The following is a 16197-nucleotide window of genomic DNA, read 5'->3' on the forward strand; positions in this document are numbered from 1 at the left end:
ACGGCACGGGTAGCCGGGCCGTCGGTGTGCGTCGCCCGAGAATCGGCCATTCGACCAATACTTATACTCTTGATACGGATTCAGGTGCCCACTTTGGAATTGTTCCGGACGGACCGGCGCGGTACCGGACGCGTACAGGATCTATAATCATCACAGATAGGACATTTATGCGTCGAACGCCTAGGGATCACTGATGACGGAATCTGGCACCCACAAGGCGGCAGCCCGTCGAAAATCGACGTTATTCTGCCGAGCGTGCGATCACGCCAGTCCGATCGACGGGGACTGGCGTCGTCGCGAGCGCGGCGAGACCGTCGTCTACGTCTGCCCGGTCTGTGAGACGCGGATTACGGAACGACCGCGCCGCGACGGCGGCGATAACCGCCAGTCCGACGGCGGCCGATCGAACGCGGCTGCCGAAAATCGTCGGCGTCAGGCCCTCGAGCTGATCTACAGTTAACGTTCGGTCTACAGTCCACGAGACCGGATCGACGACTCGCTCGCGGAGAACGGCCGTTCCGTTGGCTGTTCGTGCATATTCCGACGAATGTCCACCCCGTTTCGGCCACCATCGCGCACATTCTCAAATTTTGCTCCCGTTTTGCGAACGTACTTCATATCGAATCCGGCCATACAGGGTAAGAAGCGTACGATTGAATAATTTTGATTCGATCTGAGTATATTCGCCCACAACAGTAGAGCTTTAATAGTAGAATCCATTGGCTTATTCGAGTAGAAGATGACAGGTGACAACCTGACCGCTGCGGAAGAAGAAGTACTGGAGAAAATCGAGGCGGAAGACGTCGACTTCCTCCGACTGCAGTTTACCGACATCCTCGGGACGGTCAAGAACGTCGCCGTGCCGGCGCGGCAGGCCGAGAAGGCCTTCACCGAGGGGATCTACTTCGACGGCTCCTCGATCGAAGGCTTCGTCCGCATTCAGGAATCGGACATGCGCCTCGTCCCCGATCCGGACACGTTCGCGGTCCTCCCGTGGCGCAACGACAACGACGGCGTCTCCGCCCGGATGATCTGTGACGTTTACGACACCTCCACGGGCGAACCCTTCGAGGGCGACCCGCGCCGCGTCCTCAAGAACGCCCTCGAGCGCGCCGAAGACATGGGGTACACCGTCAACTTCGCGCCCGAGCCGGAGTTCTTCCTGTTCGAGGAGGACGAGGACGGCAACGCCACGACCGAGACCGGCGACCACGGCGGCTACTTCGACGTCGCGCCCAAGGACCTCGCCAGCGACGTCCGTCGCGACATCATCTACGGCCTCGAGAGCATGGGCTTCGAGATCGAAGCCAGCCACCACGAGGTCGCGAAGGGCCAACACGAGATCAACTTCGAGTACGACGACGCGCTGTCGACGGCCGACAACGTCGCGACCTTCCGGATGGTCGTCCGCGCCATCGCCGCCCAGCACGACCTCCACGCCACGTTCATGCCGAAGCCGATCCCGCGCATCAACGGCTCGGGCATGCACACCCACATGTCGCTGATGACCGCGGACGGCGAGAACGCCTTCCACGACGAGGACGACGAGTTCAACCTCAGCGACGAGGCCCACTCGTACCTCGCGGGCGTCCTCGAGCACGCGCCGGCGATCACGGCGGTCGCGAACCCGACCGTGAACAGCTACAAGCGCCTGGTGCCCGGCTACGAGGCGCCAGTGTACGTCGCCTGGTCGGACCGCAACCGCTCGGCGCTGGTCCGCAAGCCGGCCGCCCGCGTCCCGGCCGCCAGCCGCGTCGAACTGCGCTCGCCGGACCCCTCGTGTAACCCCTACCTCGCGTTCGCCGCCATGATCCACGCCGGTCTCGACGGCATCGAACAGGACCTCGAGTGTCCCGACCCGATCCGCGAGAACATCTACGAGTTCGACGACGAGAAGCGCGAGGAGTACGGCATCGACACGCTGCCGACGAACCTCGGTGAGGCCGTCGAGGCCCTCGAGGACGACGAGGTCATCTACAACGCACTCGGCGAGCACGTCGCGCCCAAGTTCGTCGAAGCGAAGACCCAGGAGTTCCAGGAGTACCTCGTCGACGTCTCCGAGTGGGAGCTCGACCGCTACCTCGAGAAGTACTAACTCGACGCCCTCGCGGTTCAGAGTCGCAGTCACGCCTCGACTTCACGCGCCGGCTTCCGTCGCGTGTTGACGATTCGTTGGTTTTGTCGGGTCGACGCTCGAGGACGGCTCACACTCGCAGTTCGCCGTTCGTCACCAGTCACTCGCGGTTTGCGGTTCGTCGTTTACCGCTTTTGTCGGCCGTACGGTCGCCAGAGCGCACTCGTCGATCGAGTAACCGACGCGATGCAAGCGCAAGTGTCACTCGTCGCCGAAACCGGTCACGCCGTAACGACGTAGCTCGAGCCGTCCTTTTCGACGACATCGGCCCGCATCAGGGACTGGAGCACGCTCAATAACGTGATTTTCTTCAGCGCCAGCGTCTCTCGGAGTTCGTCGATCGTCGCGCCCCCCGTCGCCGCGAGATAGACGTACACGAGTTTCGCCTGCGTGGACTCGATGTCCTCGGGAATCGGTTCGATCCGGGCTGTTTCCGCGGAGCGGTGCTCCTGTGTCTGCATTGTCACGTGAACGGACTCCGCGCTGGTATATAAGTCCACACTGCGGTTGAGTATAAATCCGATAGCAGGTGTTAATAGTTGGTATGTCAACGGTGGCTCGATCACCGCGGACGGCTGCGTGGTCAGCGCCGGTTCCGCAATCGGCGCCCATTTTATCGTTCGCGACGAATCGCCGATCCATGGCCGACAACGACCGGCCGCGCCCGCCGGCCGCACTCGAGCCGTCGCTTCGTGTGGCCCTCGTCGAACTCGCGAAACGCGATCCGGAGTCACTGCCTGCGGTCGCGGCGTATGCAGAGGATCTGGCTGCGTGGATCGACGCAAAACAGAACGATCCCGACTCGAGTGACGGTGACCGCGACGACGGCGATACCGACGGCACCCCGCCAGGGGTTCCCGAACACGCAACCGTCACGGTCACCGAGATCTCGGGAACGAAATACCGGTACTACCAGTGGCGCGAGGGCGACGAGATCCGGTCGGAGACAGTGGAACTGCCGGCCGACACCGCGGCCGACGACGCGACCGACGGCGCGGGCGATAACAGTATCGAATAACCGCCGGCCGGCCCCGATCCGTCAGGCCTCGCCGTAGACCGGCACCGCGGCACCGCTGGTCACCGCCGCCCCGTCGCAACAGAGGAAGGCCATCACGTCCGCGATCTCGCTCGGGTCGACCCACGAGTCGTGGTCGGCGTCCGGCATCATCTCCCGGTTCGCCGGCGTATCGATCACGCTCGGCATCACGCAGTTCGCGCGAACGGTCCCTTCGTTTTCCTCGGCGAGCGTCTCCGTGAGAATCCGGATTCCCGCCTTCGTGATGCGGTACGGGCCGTCGCCCTCTCCACCCTCGAGCGAGGACCGAGCGCTGACGCTGACGATCGCTCCCTCGCTTTCCTGTAGGTGTGGCAGCGCGTGTTTCGACGCGAGAAACGCCGACTTCAGGTTGACGTCGACCAGCAGTTCGAACTCCTCGAGATCGGTCTCCGCGATGGGATCGCCGCCCTTCCAGGTCCCGGCGATGTTCAGCAGGTGGTCGATCCGCCCGTGATCGTCGACGATGGCATCGACGAGGTCCGAGACGTCGTCCTCGTCCGTGAGGTCGGCCTCGTAGAAGTGGGTTCGCTCGTCGGGCTCGAGCAGGCTGTCCTCCGAATCGGGGGCGACGACGTCGACGGCACAGACCGTCGCGCCGGCATCTCGGAAGCGGTCGACGGCCGCACTCCCGAGCGCACCGCTGGCGCCGGTGATTACGGCAACGGTATCATCGAAGTCGACATCGAATGATTTGGTGGCTGCCATAGGCGGTCCTGCAACGGCTGTACGGATCAATGGCAGGGGTCAAACGAACGGAAGCGGCGACGATGGCCCGGTTCGATTCCGTGGCTCGGCTGCGGTGGTCGGGTAACTGCACCCGATCGTCCGACTACGCCATCGGCGGCAGCGCAACGCGCTGGAACCAGAACTCCGCGATCGTTTCGACCATCGAGGAAAACTCGTCGGGATCGGTCGGTTTGGTGAGGTAGGCGTTGGCGGCGAGCTCGTAGCTCTCGAGGACGTCCTCGTAGGCCTCGGAACTCGTCAACACGAGGACCGGGAGCCGAGCAAACGCGGGCTCGTCCTGGATCGCCTCGAGGAACTCGAGGCCGCCCATGCGCGGCAGGTTGAGATCGAGCAGTACGAGATCGGGGAGGGCGGCCGCCTCGGCGCGTCGGTTCTGGAGCAGGGTTAGCGCGTCGTCGCCGTCGGTAACGACGCACAGCGTGACCTCGGTTGGAAGCTCTTTGAACGCTTCCTGAATGAGTCGGACGTCACCGGGATTGTCCTCGACCAACAGGATTTCGACGGGTTCGGTTAGCCGATCGCTCATACGGGGTCACCACAAGCAAGTCTAGGGGAGGATGGTCTGGAGAACATCGAATTAGGCACTTAGATTGAGGTAATAACGGTATAGGTTTAAGAGTACTTGCTAAAGGGTTTGGAACTCGTAATCAGCCGAGCCGTCGGTGATCACTTGCGAGAATCGCCGTTGTCTCTTATAAAAGAAGCGAGACAGTCGCCGGGGAAACCGGAGGTGGCTATAACGGTATTCGGGCCGTGTTGGGTGGTGAATGCGAGTGATCGCACACCGCGGGTTCGGTGCAACGGCCCCCGAGAATACGATCGCGGCGATCCGGTCGGCGGCCGACCGGGCGGACGCCGTCGAGTTCGACGTTCGACGCTGTGGCTCGGGCGAACTCGTCGTCATCCACGACGAAACGATCGATCGCGTCACCGACGGCGCCGGCACCGTCGCCAGCAGTTCGCTCCAGCAACTCAAGCGCCACGTCGTCCTCGAGTCCGGCGAACGGATCCCGACGCTCGAGGAGATGCTCGCCGCGCTTCCGCCGAACATAGAAGTCAACCTCGAGATGAAGGAACTCGACATGGCTGCGGACGTTCTCGCGGCTATCGAGGGCATCGAGAACCGCGTCGTTACGACCTCGTTTCTCGTTCCGGAACTTCGGACGATGCGCGACCTCGATTCCGACCAGCCGACGGGCCTGCTCGCCAACCGTCACCTCGAGAATCCGGTCACGACGGCGATCGAACTCGGCTGTGAGGTCATCGGTGCGAACTGGTGGCGCTGCCTGACGACGCGGCTCGTCCCCCGGGCGAAGGCCGTCGATCTCGAGGTCCACTCGTGGTCGATCGAACGGCGGCCGGTGGCAACGCTCCTCGAGCAACGGGGCGTCGACTACGTCTCTGCGGATCGACCGATCCGGCCCTGAGCGGACCCGTCCTGAGCGACGTTAGGCCGAGTCACCGACTGTCGTCACCGAAACCGTTCGGGTCCGCGGTCCGTCACACTCGACGAACAGGACGGACTGCCACGTGCCGAGCGCCGGTTCGCCGTCGCGGACCGGGATCGTCACGTCCGGCCCGACCAGCGTCGCGCGGAGATGAGAATCCGCGTTGCCGTCTAACTGGTCGTGGGCGTGGCCTTCGTCAGGCACGAGTTCCGAGAGGAACGACTCGAGATCCTCGCGGAGCCGCCGTTCGTTCTCCTGAACGACGAGCCCCGCGGTCGTGTGCTCGACGAACGCCGTGCAGGTTCCCGACTCGAGGTCGTCGGGGACGGCCGCGCCGATCTGGTCGGTGATGTCGATCGTCGTAAGCCGCGCGTCGGTGTCGACGGTGAACTCGGTCTCCATACCCGAGCAAACGCGGGCCATCGGTCAGATAGTTACGGTTGCAGTGCTGATGATCCGTCGTCGAACGGATTTTTGGGCATATCGATATCGAATCAGCGCAATCGATCGCGCGCCCGTCCGGCCCACTCCCGAACATCGGGGTCGGGATCAGTGCGCTCGAGATCAGCGAGTAGCGTACGTAATTCGTCAGTGCTGTCGAGCGTATCAGTCTGCTCGAGGCGTCTCTCCGGCTCGTCGGCCACGCGGGCGAGTGCGAGCGCGGCGTTTGCTCGCGCGGCCGCGAGCTCGCTCTCGAGGGGCGGAACGAACGCATCGACGCGGTCGACGAGTGCGCCCGGGCGCTCGTCGGCGATGGCGGCTAAACATCGACAGCAATCGGCCGTCGCCGGGTGCGACGGGCGCTCGGCCGCGAACGAAACGATCTCGTCCGCAGAGGGTGCGACGTCGGCGGCCGACTCCGCGGCCAGTTCCGCGAGGCAATACGCGACCGCCTCGTGGCACTCGAGGTCCGTCCGCTCGAGCAGCGTTCGTAACTTCGGGACGGCCGGGATACAGGCTTCGGGACGGTCGTCGACGTGTGCCTGTATCGTTCGAACCGCCTGTCGCTGTGCGTCCGCGTCTGTTGCGTCGAGTTGTGCGAGGACTGCCGGCAGGTTGAACTCCGTGTCTACGTCCGCGTCCGCGTCCGAATCGCGGTTTCGCGTCGGCCTCGAACTCGAGCCCCCACTCGAGTTCGAATCCGCAGCCGCACGCGAGTCCGCGGAACGGTGGAGTTGCGCGCTGCCCTCGCCCCCATCCCCATCCATAACATGCGCTCCATATCCTATCGGAGGTAAAAATCTTCTGTCTGTTTAATTCACGGATGGCTGAAAGAAACGGACGGCCGGAAGTCAATCGGCCGTTCAGGCGAGCCAGTTCTCGGGTTTCGTGTCGTAATCGACGTCGTCGGCCGCGAGGTGTTCGACTTCCTCCCAGGGGACGTCTTCGACGGTAACCTCGTCGCCGTCGTAGCGGAGCAGTTTGCCGCGCTCTTGGGCCTCGGGCTCGCGGTTGCGGCGCTTCGCGACCTCGATGTCGTGTTCGTCGACCTCCTTGACGATCGTCAGCAGGTTCACCGGCCGGCCCCAGAGTTCGAAGATGCGCTTCAAGGTCTCCTTGGCCTTCCCGAGATCGAGCATGACGCCGTTGTACTGGTGGCCGAGCAGCAGTTCGTTGGCGTTGTTGTAGTTGCCGTCGTAGACCGCGATCGTCGGCTTCCCGAAGTTAGTGAACTGCAGGAGCAACTTCTTCTTGACGTCTTCGGCGGCGTCGCTGGCGACGTGGAACTGGCCGGTCGCCTGCGAGTGCTCGTAGGTGAAGTAGTTGTTCTCCGTGATGAACTCCTCCGTGAGGAACTCGTCTAAGAAGGTCACGTCGTTGTGGCTCTCCCGGATGTCGAACATCCGATCCCAGCCCGCGGTGAAGTCGACCTCCGCGAGGGCTTCTTCGACCGATTCGTAGCGGGCGTCGTCGAACAGGTAGCGGCCGATCCGCTCGAGTTCGTTCTGGTTGACCCGGCTAAGGAAGCCACGATTCTGGCGCTTGACCAGCGAGTAGTGGCGGCGTGCCAGCCCCTCGTAGGTCAGCACCTTCCAGGGGTACTTTTCGACGTCGATCTCGCCCTCGCGGGCCCGCTCGAGCGCCTCGCGGTCGATCCACTCGTCGGGGACTTCCTCGAGCGAGTCCAGCGTGTCGGGGGTGACGGTGTCGATCGGCTCCGGGGGCTCGAGGGTCGCGAGGACGTCGTCGAAGTCGACGACGTCGGTGAGGTTGCGCCACGAGATTCCTTCGACGCGAAGCAGGTTTTCCAGGACTTCGCGGCGGTTAGTGGTGTTCTCGACGTACTCCCACAGCTCCATCCCGAGGCTGTAGGGATTCAGGCCGCCCGACGCGAGGACCTTCGCCATGTGGTCGGCGTAGTTCATGAACTCGTCGTCGCCGGCGAAGGTCTCGTCGGTCATCATCGTCGACTCCCAGTAGGCGGCCCAGCCCTCGTTCATCACCTTCGTCATCTTCTGGGCGGCGAAGTAGTACGCCTCCGCCCGCATCATGTCGAGGACGTCGCGTTGCCACTCCTCCATCTCGACGGCGCGCTCGGAGTCGTCGTCGTACTGCTTGCCGTGCTCGCGGACGAACGCGAGGATGTCCTTCTCGGGCTCCTCGGGGAACGTGACGCCGCCGTCCTCGCCCTCGAGTTGCTCGAGCCACTCCTCGTCGAACACCTCGCCCTTGATCTCGTCGGAGAGGTTCAGTTCGTCGAGTTTCTCCGCGAGGTCGTCGTCGAGATCCTCGAGGTTCTCACCCGGGCCGTCGACCTCGAGACGGCGCTGGAAGACGCGGTGCTGGTCGATGTTATCCTCGAGCGAGAGGCAGTGATCGATCCACTTCTCGACCTCGGCGCGGTCGATGTCGGGGTCGGACATGTAGTCGTCGATCGCCCGCGCGTGGCGCTCGAGCATCGCGGCGGCGTTGACTTGCTCCTCGTCGGCCCGGCCGTCGGTAAAGAGGCCGAACCACTCGTTGTTCGCGAAGAAGTCCGAGTGGGCCTCGACGTGGGTGATGACGGCCTTCTGGTCGGCCAGCGTGTTCGACTCCTGGAGGAACGCGTGGGCCGGGTTGTCGTTGTTGACGATCTCGAAGGCCTTCCCGCCGCCGTACTGGCCCTGCTTGCGCTGCTTGTCGTACTGCATTCCCCACCGCCAATGGGGGTACCGGGTCTGGAACCCGCCGTAGGCGATGAGTTCGTTCATCTCGTCGTAGTCGATGATCCAGTACTTGACGGGGTAGGGCTCGAGGCCCAGTTTCTGTGCGAGGTTGCGGGCCTCTTCGACCGGTTCCTCGAGGTCGGTGGCGATCGCCTGCTTGCGGAAGCGATCGGCGTTGGAATTTGACTTACTCATCGTCATCACTCTCCGTGGAGAGAATGTCGTAGATCGCGTCGGTCACGTCCTCCTCGCCGTTGACGTAGGCCACCGCGACCTCGTCGTCGTCCGTGCCGAAGTGGCGCTCGAGCTCCTCGGCGTGGGTGGCGTTGATCGCGTTGCCGCTGGGCTGGGTCTCGACGTAGGCGTGGAGGTTCGCCGGGATCTCCTCCATCATCGGAATGACCCGTTCCTCGGTGTCGTTGCTCGAGTTTTCGGAGTCGCCGGCCGCGAAGACGTACCGGTTCCAGTCGCTCCAGGGGTACTCCTCGAGCAACTCGGCGGCCAGTTCGTAGGCGCTCGAGATCTTCGTCCCGCCGCCGGAGCGGATGCCGAAGAACTCCTCGCGCTCGACCTCCCAGGCCTCGGCGTCGTGGGCGATGTAGACGAACTCGGCGTTGTCGTACTTACCCTGGAGGTACCAGTCCAGCGGAGTGAACGTACGCTCGACGAGTTCGCGTTTCTTCTCGCGCATCGAGCCGGAGACGTCGCGGATGTTGACGACGACGACGTTCTTCTCCTTCTCCTCGATGATCTCGGGGTGGCGGTAGCGCTCGTCCTCGCGCCGGAAGGGGACGTGGTCGATCCCCTCGCGGCGGATCTTCTGCTGGACGTCCTCGCGCTCGACGTTTTCCTCGACCGCCTCGATCGAGGCCCACTTCCCCCGCTCGTCGTCGGGGATGTCCTTGTAGGCCTCTTCGATCCAGGCCATCGAGACCGGGAGGTTCTCGCCGCGGGCCCACTCGAAGACGTCGCGGGGCTCGATGCCCTCGACCTTGCAGAGTTCGCGGAGGAACTCCTCGTCGAAGTCCATCGCCAGCTTGCGCTTTAACCCCTCCTTGAACATCCGCTCGAAGTCGAGCGTGCTGTTGGGGCCGGTCCGCGTGAGGTCGGTGAAGGGACCCTCCTTCTCCTCGACGACCTTCTTCCCCTTCGGATCGAGGTCGAGCCCGAGTTCCTCGTCCAACTCCTGGGCGAACTCCTCGGGGTCCATCTCGTAGTACTCGTGGTCGCCGCCCTCCTCGCCGGGTTCGCCGTCCTCGTCACCGTCGCCGTCGCCCGGCTGCGGCTGGGGCTGGCCGACCGGCTGGCCGGTGTCGGGCGTATCGCCGTCGCCCTGCCCGACGCCGCCCTTGTCTCGCTGATCGTACTCGAACTCCGGTAGCGAGACGATCTTCACCGGGATGTTGATCTGTCCGGGGCCGCTGCCCCCGAGGTCGCCGTACTGGATGAAGTCGGCCAGATCCTCGCGGCGCTTTTCGCCCACTTCGCGGAATCGTTCGAGGTCGTCTCTCAGTCCCATCTGTAGCTCACCTGTCCCATGACGTGTCTGCTGGTCAGTTCGGCCGAGGCCTCGGAGTAGTCGAACACCTCGACCATCGTCTCGATCGTGTCTTCCTTGACCGCCGCCGTCTCCGTGCCGCTCGGCGGATCGTCCCACTGGCGCGGGTCGAAGTCCTCGAAGGTCCGCTTGACGTCGTCCCAGTCGTGGCTCTCGAGGACGGTCTTGATCACCGGGATCGCGGTGAGGTCGACGTCCTCGACGGAGAAGTCCTCGTTGCGGTGCTCCCAGGCGTGGCGGTTCAAGGAGGTGATGACCTTCTCGCGGCGGAAGTTGCGGACGCTCTCGCGGGGGAGGTTCCCCTCGTACTCGTCCTCGGAGAACCGCCCGAGGTGCTCGACCTCGAACAGCTTCATCTTCAGCGGGTCCGGCTCGACGCGCTCGCCGCGGTCGTTGTACAGCGGCTCCTCGGTCTCCCACGCGTAGACGTGCTCGACGTACTCGGCGACGGTTTCCTCGTCGACCCGCTTGTCGTGCATGATCGCCTCGATGACGTCGCTCTCCTGCTGGTCGTAGATGTAGTTCTTCACGGGGACCACGCGGTTCTCGAACTCCGAGCGCTCGCCGGTCGAGAAGACCGGCGCCTCGGCCAGCCCCTCGGCCATCGCGTTCAGCACGTCGCGGGGCATGACGACGTCCTCGACCGACAGGTCGGGGTGGTGGCGGTCCCGGTCGCTCTGGAGCAACTCGGCGAGCGTGTCCCGCGTGTACGTGACCGGAATCCCGTGGTCGCCGTCCGCTCCGTCGTCGTCGAAGTCGAACTCCTCCTTCTCGCGGCGGGTGTCGCCCTCCTGTAAGTAGCCCTGATCGTAGATCAGCGCCTTATCGACCAGATCGAGGCCGTTCGGCAGATTCTCCTCGTCCAATCGGGTGACGACGGCGTACAGCGCGGCCGCCTCGAGGGCGTGCGGTGCGAACTCCTGCACCGTCGTCTCGCCGGCCTGATCCTTGATCGCGACCGTCACCGGCGCGCGGATCCGGTCCTCGAGTTCGTCGTAGCTTTCTGCCTCCCAGACCTCCGTCTCGTTGGTCAACTCGCGGCGGATGAGTTCCGACTCGAGCGAGAGGTTCGTCAGGTAACCGAATCTGTGCTTGTCGAGCCGCCGCTTGAGCGCTTTCAGCGGGTCCATTCCGTTTCGGTCCGAGTGCTGGTTGAGTTGGGCCTCGAGGTCGGGGTTCGAGATGATCAGCATCTGGGTGTCCACGTCCATCCCGATCCCCTTGTCCAGCTTCACGGACTGTTCGTCGGGGACGTTCAGCAGCTTCTGGAGCAGGTCGGCGTGCTGGGCCGCGTCCTCGACGATGGTGAGGACGCCGTTGCCCTGCGAGAGCACGCCGTCGTAGCTGAACGCCTGCGGGTTCTTGCGGCCGCGCGAATCTAACTCCTGGAGCATCCCGTGCATCCACGAGCCGACGAGCCGTTCCTTGGGCTGGCCCTCGTCCTCGCTGTGGAGGACGCCGACGCCCTGGCCCACGTCGACCACGTAGTTTTTCACGCGCAGGTGCGCGTCGTCCGTGATGGCGGAGAACAGCGCCTCCTCGCCGTCCCGTCGGTACCGCTCCTCGAGATAATCGTAGGCCTCCCGAGAGAACGGGTCGAGTTCCGCGTCGACCCGGACCGGGACGTGGTCCTCGAGTTCGGCGTTTAAGTCCTCGAGGACGGTCTGCCGGACGTCCTCGGGGAACACCGACAGCGGATGGGCCTGGACGGGACTCTCGTACCAGTTTTGGTCGTCCGAGGCGGTGGGATCGCCGCCGTAGCTCAGGCCACGGTCGCCCGCCTCGGCGGTCGTGATATTCCACTCGACCGTGTACCGGCGGCCCTCGGGCGTCTTGGAGTACTCGCGCAGCCCGTTGACGAGACAGCGCTTGAGCTCCGACTTCCCGGTCGCGGTGGGCCCTTCGAACCAGATGATCTTCTCGTCTTTCGCCCGGCCCGCGGCGATCGATCGGAGGTCGTCGACGAACCCGTTCAGCACCTCGGTGTTGCCGAGGATCGCGTGCTCGCCGTCGTTGTGCGGATCGTCGAAGAAGCGGTACCGCTCCTTCTCCTCGCCCTCCTCGACCACGGTGCGCGTGCCGGCCGCCTCGATCGCCTCGAGTAAGTACTTCGAGGCGTGGGAGGCGATCGTCGGGTTCTCGAAGATCCGATCGACGTACGCCGCGAGGCTCATCGGCTCCTCGTAGGTCTCCTCGAGTTGGCGGTCGGCCTCGGAGACGTAGTCGCGTTCGGTCATGTTAGTCGTCCATCTCTGCCTTGGCGACCTCCGCGCCGGCGAACTCGAGCACTTCCTTCGCGCCGCCCTCGGAGTAGCCTTGCTCCATCAGAGCGTCGATCCACGCGGAGCGTTCGTCGTCGTCGAACTCGTTGGCCGACACCAGCGCGGAGAAGTTGATGTTGTGTTTCTTGTCCTCCCAGAGTTTGCGCTCCAGCGCGCGGCGCAGGCGCTCGTTGTCCTGCGGGTTGAACGCCTCGCCCTCGCGGGCGCGGCGGGAGACCCAATTGCTCACTTCCTGGCGGAAGTCGTCCTTGCGGTCCTCGGGAATGTCGAGTTTCTCCTCGACGGAGCGCAGGAACGTCTCGTCGGGCTCCTGCTCGCGGCCCGTGAGTTCGTCCTCGATGGTATCGTCGTCGATGTAGGCCATCACGTGGTCCATGTACTTCTCGCCCTGGCGCTGGATCTCGTCGACGTCGTAGGCCAGCGCGTGGCGGACGTCCTCGATGGCCCGCTCCTTGTACTCCTCGCGGACCGTCTCGAGGTAGCGGTAGTACTTCTCGAAGTTGTCCTCCGGAATGGACCCGTGGTGCTCTAAGTTCTCCTCGAAGAAGTTGAACACCGTCAGCGGCGAGAGGAAGCCGCGCTGGCGGTGTTTGGAGTCCATGATGGCTTCGGCGATCTCGTCGCCGATGAACCGGGGCGAGACGCCGACCATTCCTTCGCCGATCTCGGCCTTCTGTTCGGCTTCCTCGCGGAGCTTCTTCACGTCGATGTCGTCGCCCTCGTCGATCTCGCCGTTGTAGGCCTTGGCCTTCGAGAGGAGGTCGACCGTCTCGGCGTCCGGCTCCTCGATGCGGGTGAGGACGCCGAACAGCCCGGCCATCTCGAGCGTGTGGGGCTCGACGTTGATGTCCGGCACGTCGGCGTTGTTTAACATCTTCCAGTAGATCTGGGCCTCGTCCTCGTAGGAGAGGACGTACGGGAAGTCGATCCGCTTGGTGCGGTCGTTGAAGGCCTCCATCTTCTCGTCGCCCTTCTTGTCCTTGTACTCGGGCATGTTCGTCCGGCCGACGATCACCTGGTCGATGTCGATCCGCGGGTTGTTCTTCGGCTTGATCGTCTGCTCCTGGGTGGCGTGCAGGAAGTCGTAGAGGAACTCCCGCTGGAGCTTCAGCAACTCCTCGCCGGAGAAGATGCCGCGGTTGGCGTTACAGAACGCCCCCGAGTAGTCGAACGCGCGCGGGTCGGACTCGCCGTAGATGGCGATCTTCGAGTAGTTGACGTCGCCCGTGAGTTCGGTCTCGTCCTGGTTCTTCTTGTCCTTGGGCTCGAACGTCTCGAGCGCCTGGCGCTTGTTTTCGTCGGCGACGAGGCGGATGATCTCGACGTGGTTCTCGAGAACCTGCTGGAGGTCGTCGTCGTAGTAGGCCAGCAGCTTGTCCATGTAGAACTCCGACTCGGGGTCTAGCGCCTGATCGTTCTGGATCGTGTACGGCGCGTCGAGGTTCTCGTTGAGATCGTCGATGACCCGCTGGCGCTGCTCGAGGGGCAGCAGCACGAGCGGGTCCTGGTTCATCGGGGATCGAACCGTGTCGTCGGCCGGGTCCTGATCCTGCACGACGTCACAGAGGTTCGTCCAGCGGAAGGTGTACATCCGGCCCTCCTCGCGCAGGGTGTAATCCTCGAAGTACCGGCGCACCTGCTTGTCGAAGTGCGACTTGCCGGAGCCGACCGGACCGAGCAGCAGCTTGATACGGCGTTCGGGCCCGAGCCGGCGGGCACCGGACTTGACCTTGTTGACGAACTCGTGGATCGACTGGTGAATTACCTTTCCGTAGAACGTGTTCTCCCCGTCGTGCAGCGGGTCTTCACTGGCCAGTAGGTACTCGACCATGCCCTCCGTCTCGTCGTAGGTCGTCCCGTAGTGGTCGAACATGTCCGCAACCCGCTGGTGGGCGTTGCGGGCGATCTTCGGGTCCTCGTAGACCTCCTCTAGGTACCAGTCGAAGGACTTGGTCTCCCGCAGGTCCGCGGGCATCGATTCCTTGTATTCCGTACTGAGCGTCTCGAGCGTCTCGATGTCACCGTTCATTGTATCAGTGCTCGTTGCGTGCTCCCCTGCCGTCGGTTGTGATCGCGCGGGGAGCGTGTTGACGTGGAGTGGGCAGCAGTCGACCGGCCAGAGCCTCGCGCGGCCGAACCGGTCCCGGCGGTCCTGCCCGTCCGCTTCGTCGGGTGACCGGTCATCCGGCCGACCCGTTCGACGACGTCACACGGTCGTCCCTCCTCGAGCGTGGCACTCGGAGAGCGCGGACCCCGTCGGGCGGCGATGTGTCGTGTCATGTGTGAGCGATCACCACTCGTCGTTGCGCGACGACCGGATCGGGGATCGTGCGCGACGTGCGCCGGGGACGGGCGCAGAGTGGATCGGTCCGGCGATCGGATACCGATAGTATTTAATGAGTGAGTAATCCAGGTACTTAGCTTTGGCCCCAAAAGGTATTTACCAGCAGTTAATTGCAGGAAAATCCTGCCAGTATCGTACACCGTCAACTGATACCACACCTCATTTTTTGAAGACGGGTGCCGTAAACGATGGGCCTGCACTGGCGTGGCGCGCTCGCGCGCGCTCGGTTTCCCGGGTGCATACGTGACTGTCACTCATACGTTACTCCGCTTATAGTTCGGGACGCGCTGCATCCTGTGAAATGCGGTCGCATGAGAGTGGGCCGGAGTGACAACGCTGTTCCCGGATTCTGCAAGCCCGGTAAGTTGCCCGACCGTCGAGGACGCCGATATCGAAGGAGAGAGCGGTCCAGTCCTGAAGACCGAGTCGAGCAGAATACCGTCGTTTCGCGACGACGAGGCTTTAGGACCGGCGACGGTACGACCGGTATGGACGAACTGACGGACCTGCCCGACGCCTGGAACGTCTGGTCGCGGGGCGACGACGGCCGCCTCGTCCTCGCGTACCGGCCCGACGTCTTCGACGCCGCCGAGTTTCCTGCCCCCTGTCTGCCGACCCTGTACCTAACTCACGGCCGGCGAACCCGGCGTCCCGGACGGAACCCGACCGACACCACCGGCGCGTCCGACTGGTTCGTCACCCTCTACCTCGAGCCCGACGTCACGCTCGACGAGCACGACCGATACCCGACCCGGGAGGAAGCACTCGAGCGCACGGTCGAACTCGCGCAGGCGTTCGACGACGGCGAGATCGACTACCGAGAGCTGTATCAGGTCCCCCGCGAGCGGTACTTCGAGCGTCTCGACGAACTGACGGGCCGCGGCGACGCAGTGGCTGAGTAGCTGGTTTTGGGGTCTGCGTCTCGAGCGCGTCGCTGTACCGACTGTACGGGTAGACGTGAAGGCGTCCGTGACGAGGACGAGAGGCTTAACCGCGCGTGCCGACTACGCCGTGCTATGTCGACCGTCACGCTCATCGGTTCCCGCCTGGCCGAGCCCGGCACCGAATTCGTCTATCAGGGCGAGGCCGACGGCTGCGCCGGCTGTCCCTACCGCAGCCAGTGTCTCAATCTCTCTGAGGGCACTAAGTACCGCGTCACCGACGTCCGCGAGAAGGCCCAAACGCTGGAGTGTGCGATGCACGACGGCGGCGTCCGGGCCGTCGAAGTCGAACCCGCCGCCGTCGAGGCGAACGTCCCGTCGAAAGGCGCGTTCGCGGGCAGTAAAGCGAGTCTGCAGGGTCCCTGCCCGTACGTCGAGTGTCCGAGCCACGAGTACTGCGAACCCGACGGCGTCGCGTTCGACGAGGAGTATCGCATCCGAGAGATCCGCGGCGATCCGCCCCACGACGTCTGTCACCTCGATCGCTCGCTCGAGTTAGTCGAACTCGACGTCGACGACTAACGGCGGAAACAGAATTCC

General features: G+C 64.0%; 15 protein-coding genes. 6 read left to right on the forward strand and 9 right to left on the reverse strand.

The window, feature by feature from the left end; all coding sequences use genetic code 11:
* The first annotated feature begins 193 nt into the window (after window positions 1-193).
* Together ATJ93_RS24295 and glnA are read left to right on the forward strand one after the other, a co-directional pair.
* The gene (locus tag ATJ93_RS24295; RefSeq protein ID WP_120242974.1) at window positions 194-460 is read left to right on the forward strand and encodes a hypothetical protein; all 267 of its coding nucleotides are present in this window, start codon (window positions 194-196) and stop codon (window positions 458-460) included.
* A gap of 279 nt (window positions 461-739) precedes the next feature.
* The gene (gene glnA / locus ATJ93_RS02070; protein ID WP_120242975.1) at window positions 740-2095 is read left to right on the forward strand and encodes a type I glutamate--ammonia ligase; all 1356 of its coding nucleotides are present in this window, start codon (window positions 740-742) and stop codon (window positions 2093-2095) included.
* A 260-nt stretch (window positions 2096-2355) separates the two neighbouring features.
* On the opposite strand, the gene ATJ93_RS02075 is transcribed toward glnA, so the two are convergent.
* The gene (locus ATJ93_RS02075; protein ID WP_120242976.1) at window positions 2356-2595 is read right to left on the reverse strand and encodes a helix-turn-helix domain-containing protein; all 240 of its coding nucleotides are present in this window, start codon (window positions 2593-2595) and stop codon (window positions 2356-2358) included.
* Window positions 2596-2774: 179 nt separating this feature from the next.
* On the opposite strand from ATJ93_RS02075, the gene ATJ93_RS02080 reads away from it, so the two are divergent.
* On the forward strand, window positions 2775-3152 hold the full coding sequence (locus ATJ93_RS02080) for a hypothetical protein (protein ID WP_120242977.1): 378 nt from the start codon (window positions 2775-2777) through the stop codon (window positions 3150-3152).
* A gap of 21 nt (window positions 3153-3173) precedes the next feature.
* Here the strand turns inward: ATJ93_RS02080 and ATJ93_RS02085 are convergent, their stop codons facing one another.
* On the reverse strand, window positions 3174-3896 hold the full coding sequence (locus ATJ93_RS02085) for an SDR family oxidoreductase (RefSeq protein ID WP_120242978.1): 723 nt from the start codon (window positions 3894-3896) through the stop codon (window positions 3174-3176).
* 124 nt (window positions 3897-4020) lie between these two features.
* Window positions 4021-4464, reverse strand: coding sequence for a response regulator (locus ATJ93_RS02090; protein WP_120242979.1), 444 nt, complete (start codon window positions 4462-4464; stop codon window positions 4021-4023).
* Window positions 4465-4705: 241 nt separating this feature from the next.
* Between ATJ93_RS02090 and ATJ93_RS02095 the strand changes: the two genes are divergently transcribed.
* A complete protein-coding gene (locus tag ATJ93_RS02095) occupies window positions 4706-5365 on the forward strand; it encodes a glycerophosphodiester phosphodiesterase (protein WP_120242980.1) in 660 nt (219 codons plus the stop codon).
* A gap of 21 nt (window positions 5366-5386) precedes the next feature.
* Here ATJ93_RS02095 and ATJ93_RS02100 read toward each other — a convergent pair whose 3' ends face one another.
* From ATJ93_RS02100 to ATJ93_RS02125, 6 genes are all read right to left on the reverse strand, one after another.
* Window positions 5387-5788 (reverse strand): secondary thiamine-phosphate synthase enzyme YjbQ, encoded by a 402-nt coding sequence (locus ATJ93_RS02100; RefSeq protein ID WP_120242981.1) that lies wholly within the window; start codon window positions 5786-5788, stop codon window positions 5387-5389.
* Between the two features lie 92 nt (window positions 5789-5880).
* The gene (locus ATJ93_RS02105) at window positions 5881-6594 is read right to left on the reverse strand and encodes a hypothetical protein (RefSeq protein ID WP_120242982.1); all 714 of its coding nucleotides are present in this window, start codon (window positions 6592-6594) and stop codon (window positions 5881-5883) included.
* Window positions 6595-6690: 96 nt separating this feature from the next.
* Complete coding sequence (locus ATJ93_RS02110) at window positions 6691-8727, reverse strand: SpoVR family protein (RefSeq protein ID WP_120243893.1); 2037 nt, start codon at window positions 8725-8727, stop codon at window positions 6691-6693.
* Window positions 8720-10051, reverse strand: coding sequence for a YeaH/YhbH family protein (locus ATJ93_RS02115; RefSeq protein ID WP_120242983.1), 1332 nt, complete (start codon window positions 10049-10051; stop codon window positions 8720-8722). Before ATJ93_RS02115 ends, ATJ93_RS02110 begins: the two co-directional genes overlap by 8 nt.
* Window positions 10042-12327: a PrkA family serine protein kinase gene (locus ATJ93_RS02120; protein WP_120242984.1), complete on the reverse strand. Its 2286-nt coding sequence runs from the start codon at window positions 12325-12327 to the stop codon at window positions 10042-10044. Before ATJ93_RS02120 ends, ATJ93_RS02115 begins: the two co-directional genes overlap by 10 nt.
* Window position 12328: 1 nt before the next feature.
* The gene (locus ATJ93_RS02125; RefSeq protein WP_120242985.1) at window positions 12329-14401 is read right to left on the reverse strand and encodes a PrkA family serine protein kinase; all 2073 of its coding nucleotides are present in this window, start codon (window positions 14399-14401) and stop codon (window positions 12329-12331) included.
* A gap of 803 nt (window positions 14402-15204) precedes the next feature.
* Here ATJ93_RS02125 and ATJ93_RS02135 point away from each other — a divergent pair.
* Together ATJ93_RS02135 and ATJ93_RS02140 are read left to right on the forward strand one after the other, a co-directional pair.
* The gene (locus tag ATJ93_RS02135) at window positions 15205-15618 is read left to right on the forward strand and encodes a DUF5820 family protein (protein ID WP_120242986.1); all 414 of its coding nucleotides are present in this window, start codon (window positions 15205-15207) and stop codon (window positions 15616-15618) included.
* A gap of 114 nt (window positions 15619-15732) precedes the next feature.
* Window positions 15733-16179: a UPF0179 family protein gene (locus ATJ93_RS02140; protein ID WP_120242987.1), complete on the forward strand. Its 447-nt coding sequence runs from the start codon at window positions 15733-15735 to the stop codon at window positions 16177-16179.
* Window positions 16180-16197: the final 18 nt, after the last annotated feature.

Source organism: Halopiger aswanensis (assembly GCF_003610195.1).
In the GTDB taxonomy this organism is placed as follows: domain Archaea; phylum Halobacteriota; class Halobacteria; order Halobacteriales; family Natrialbaceae; genus Halopiger; species Halopiger aswanensis.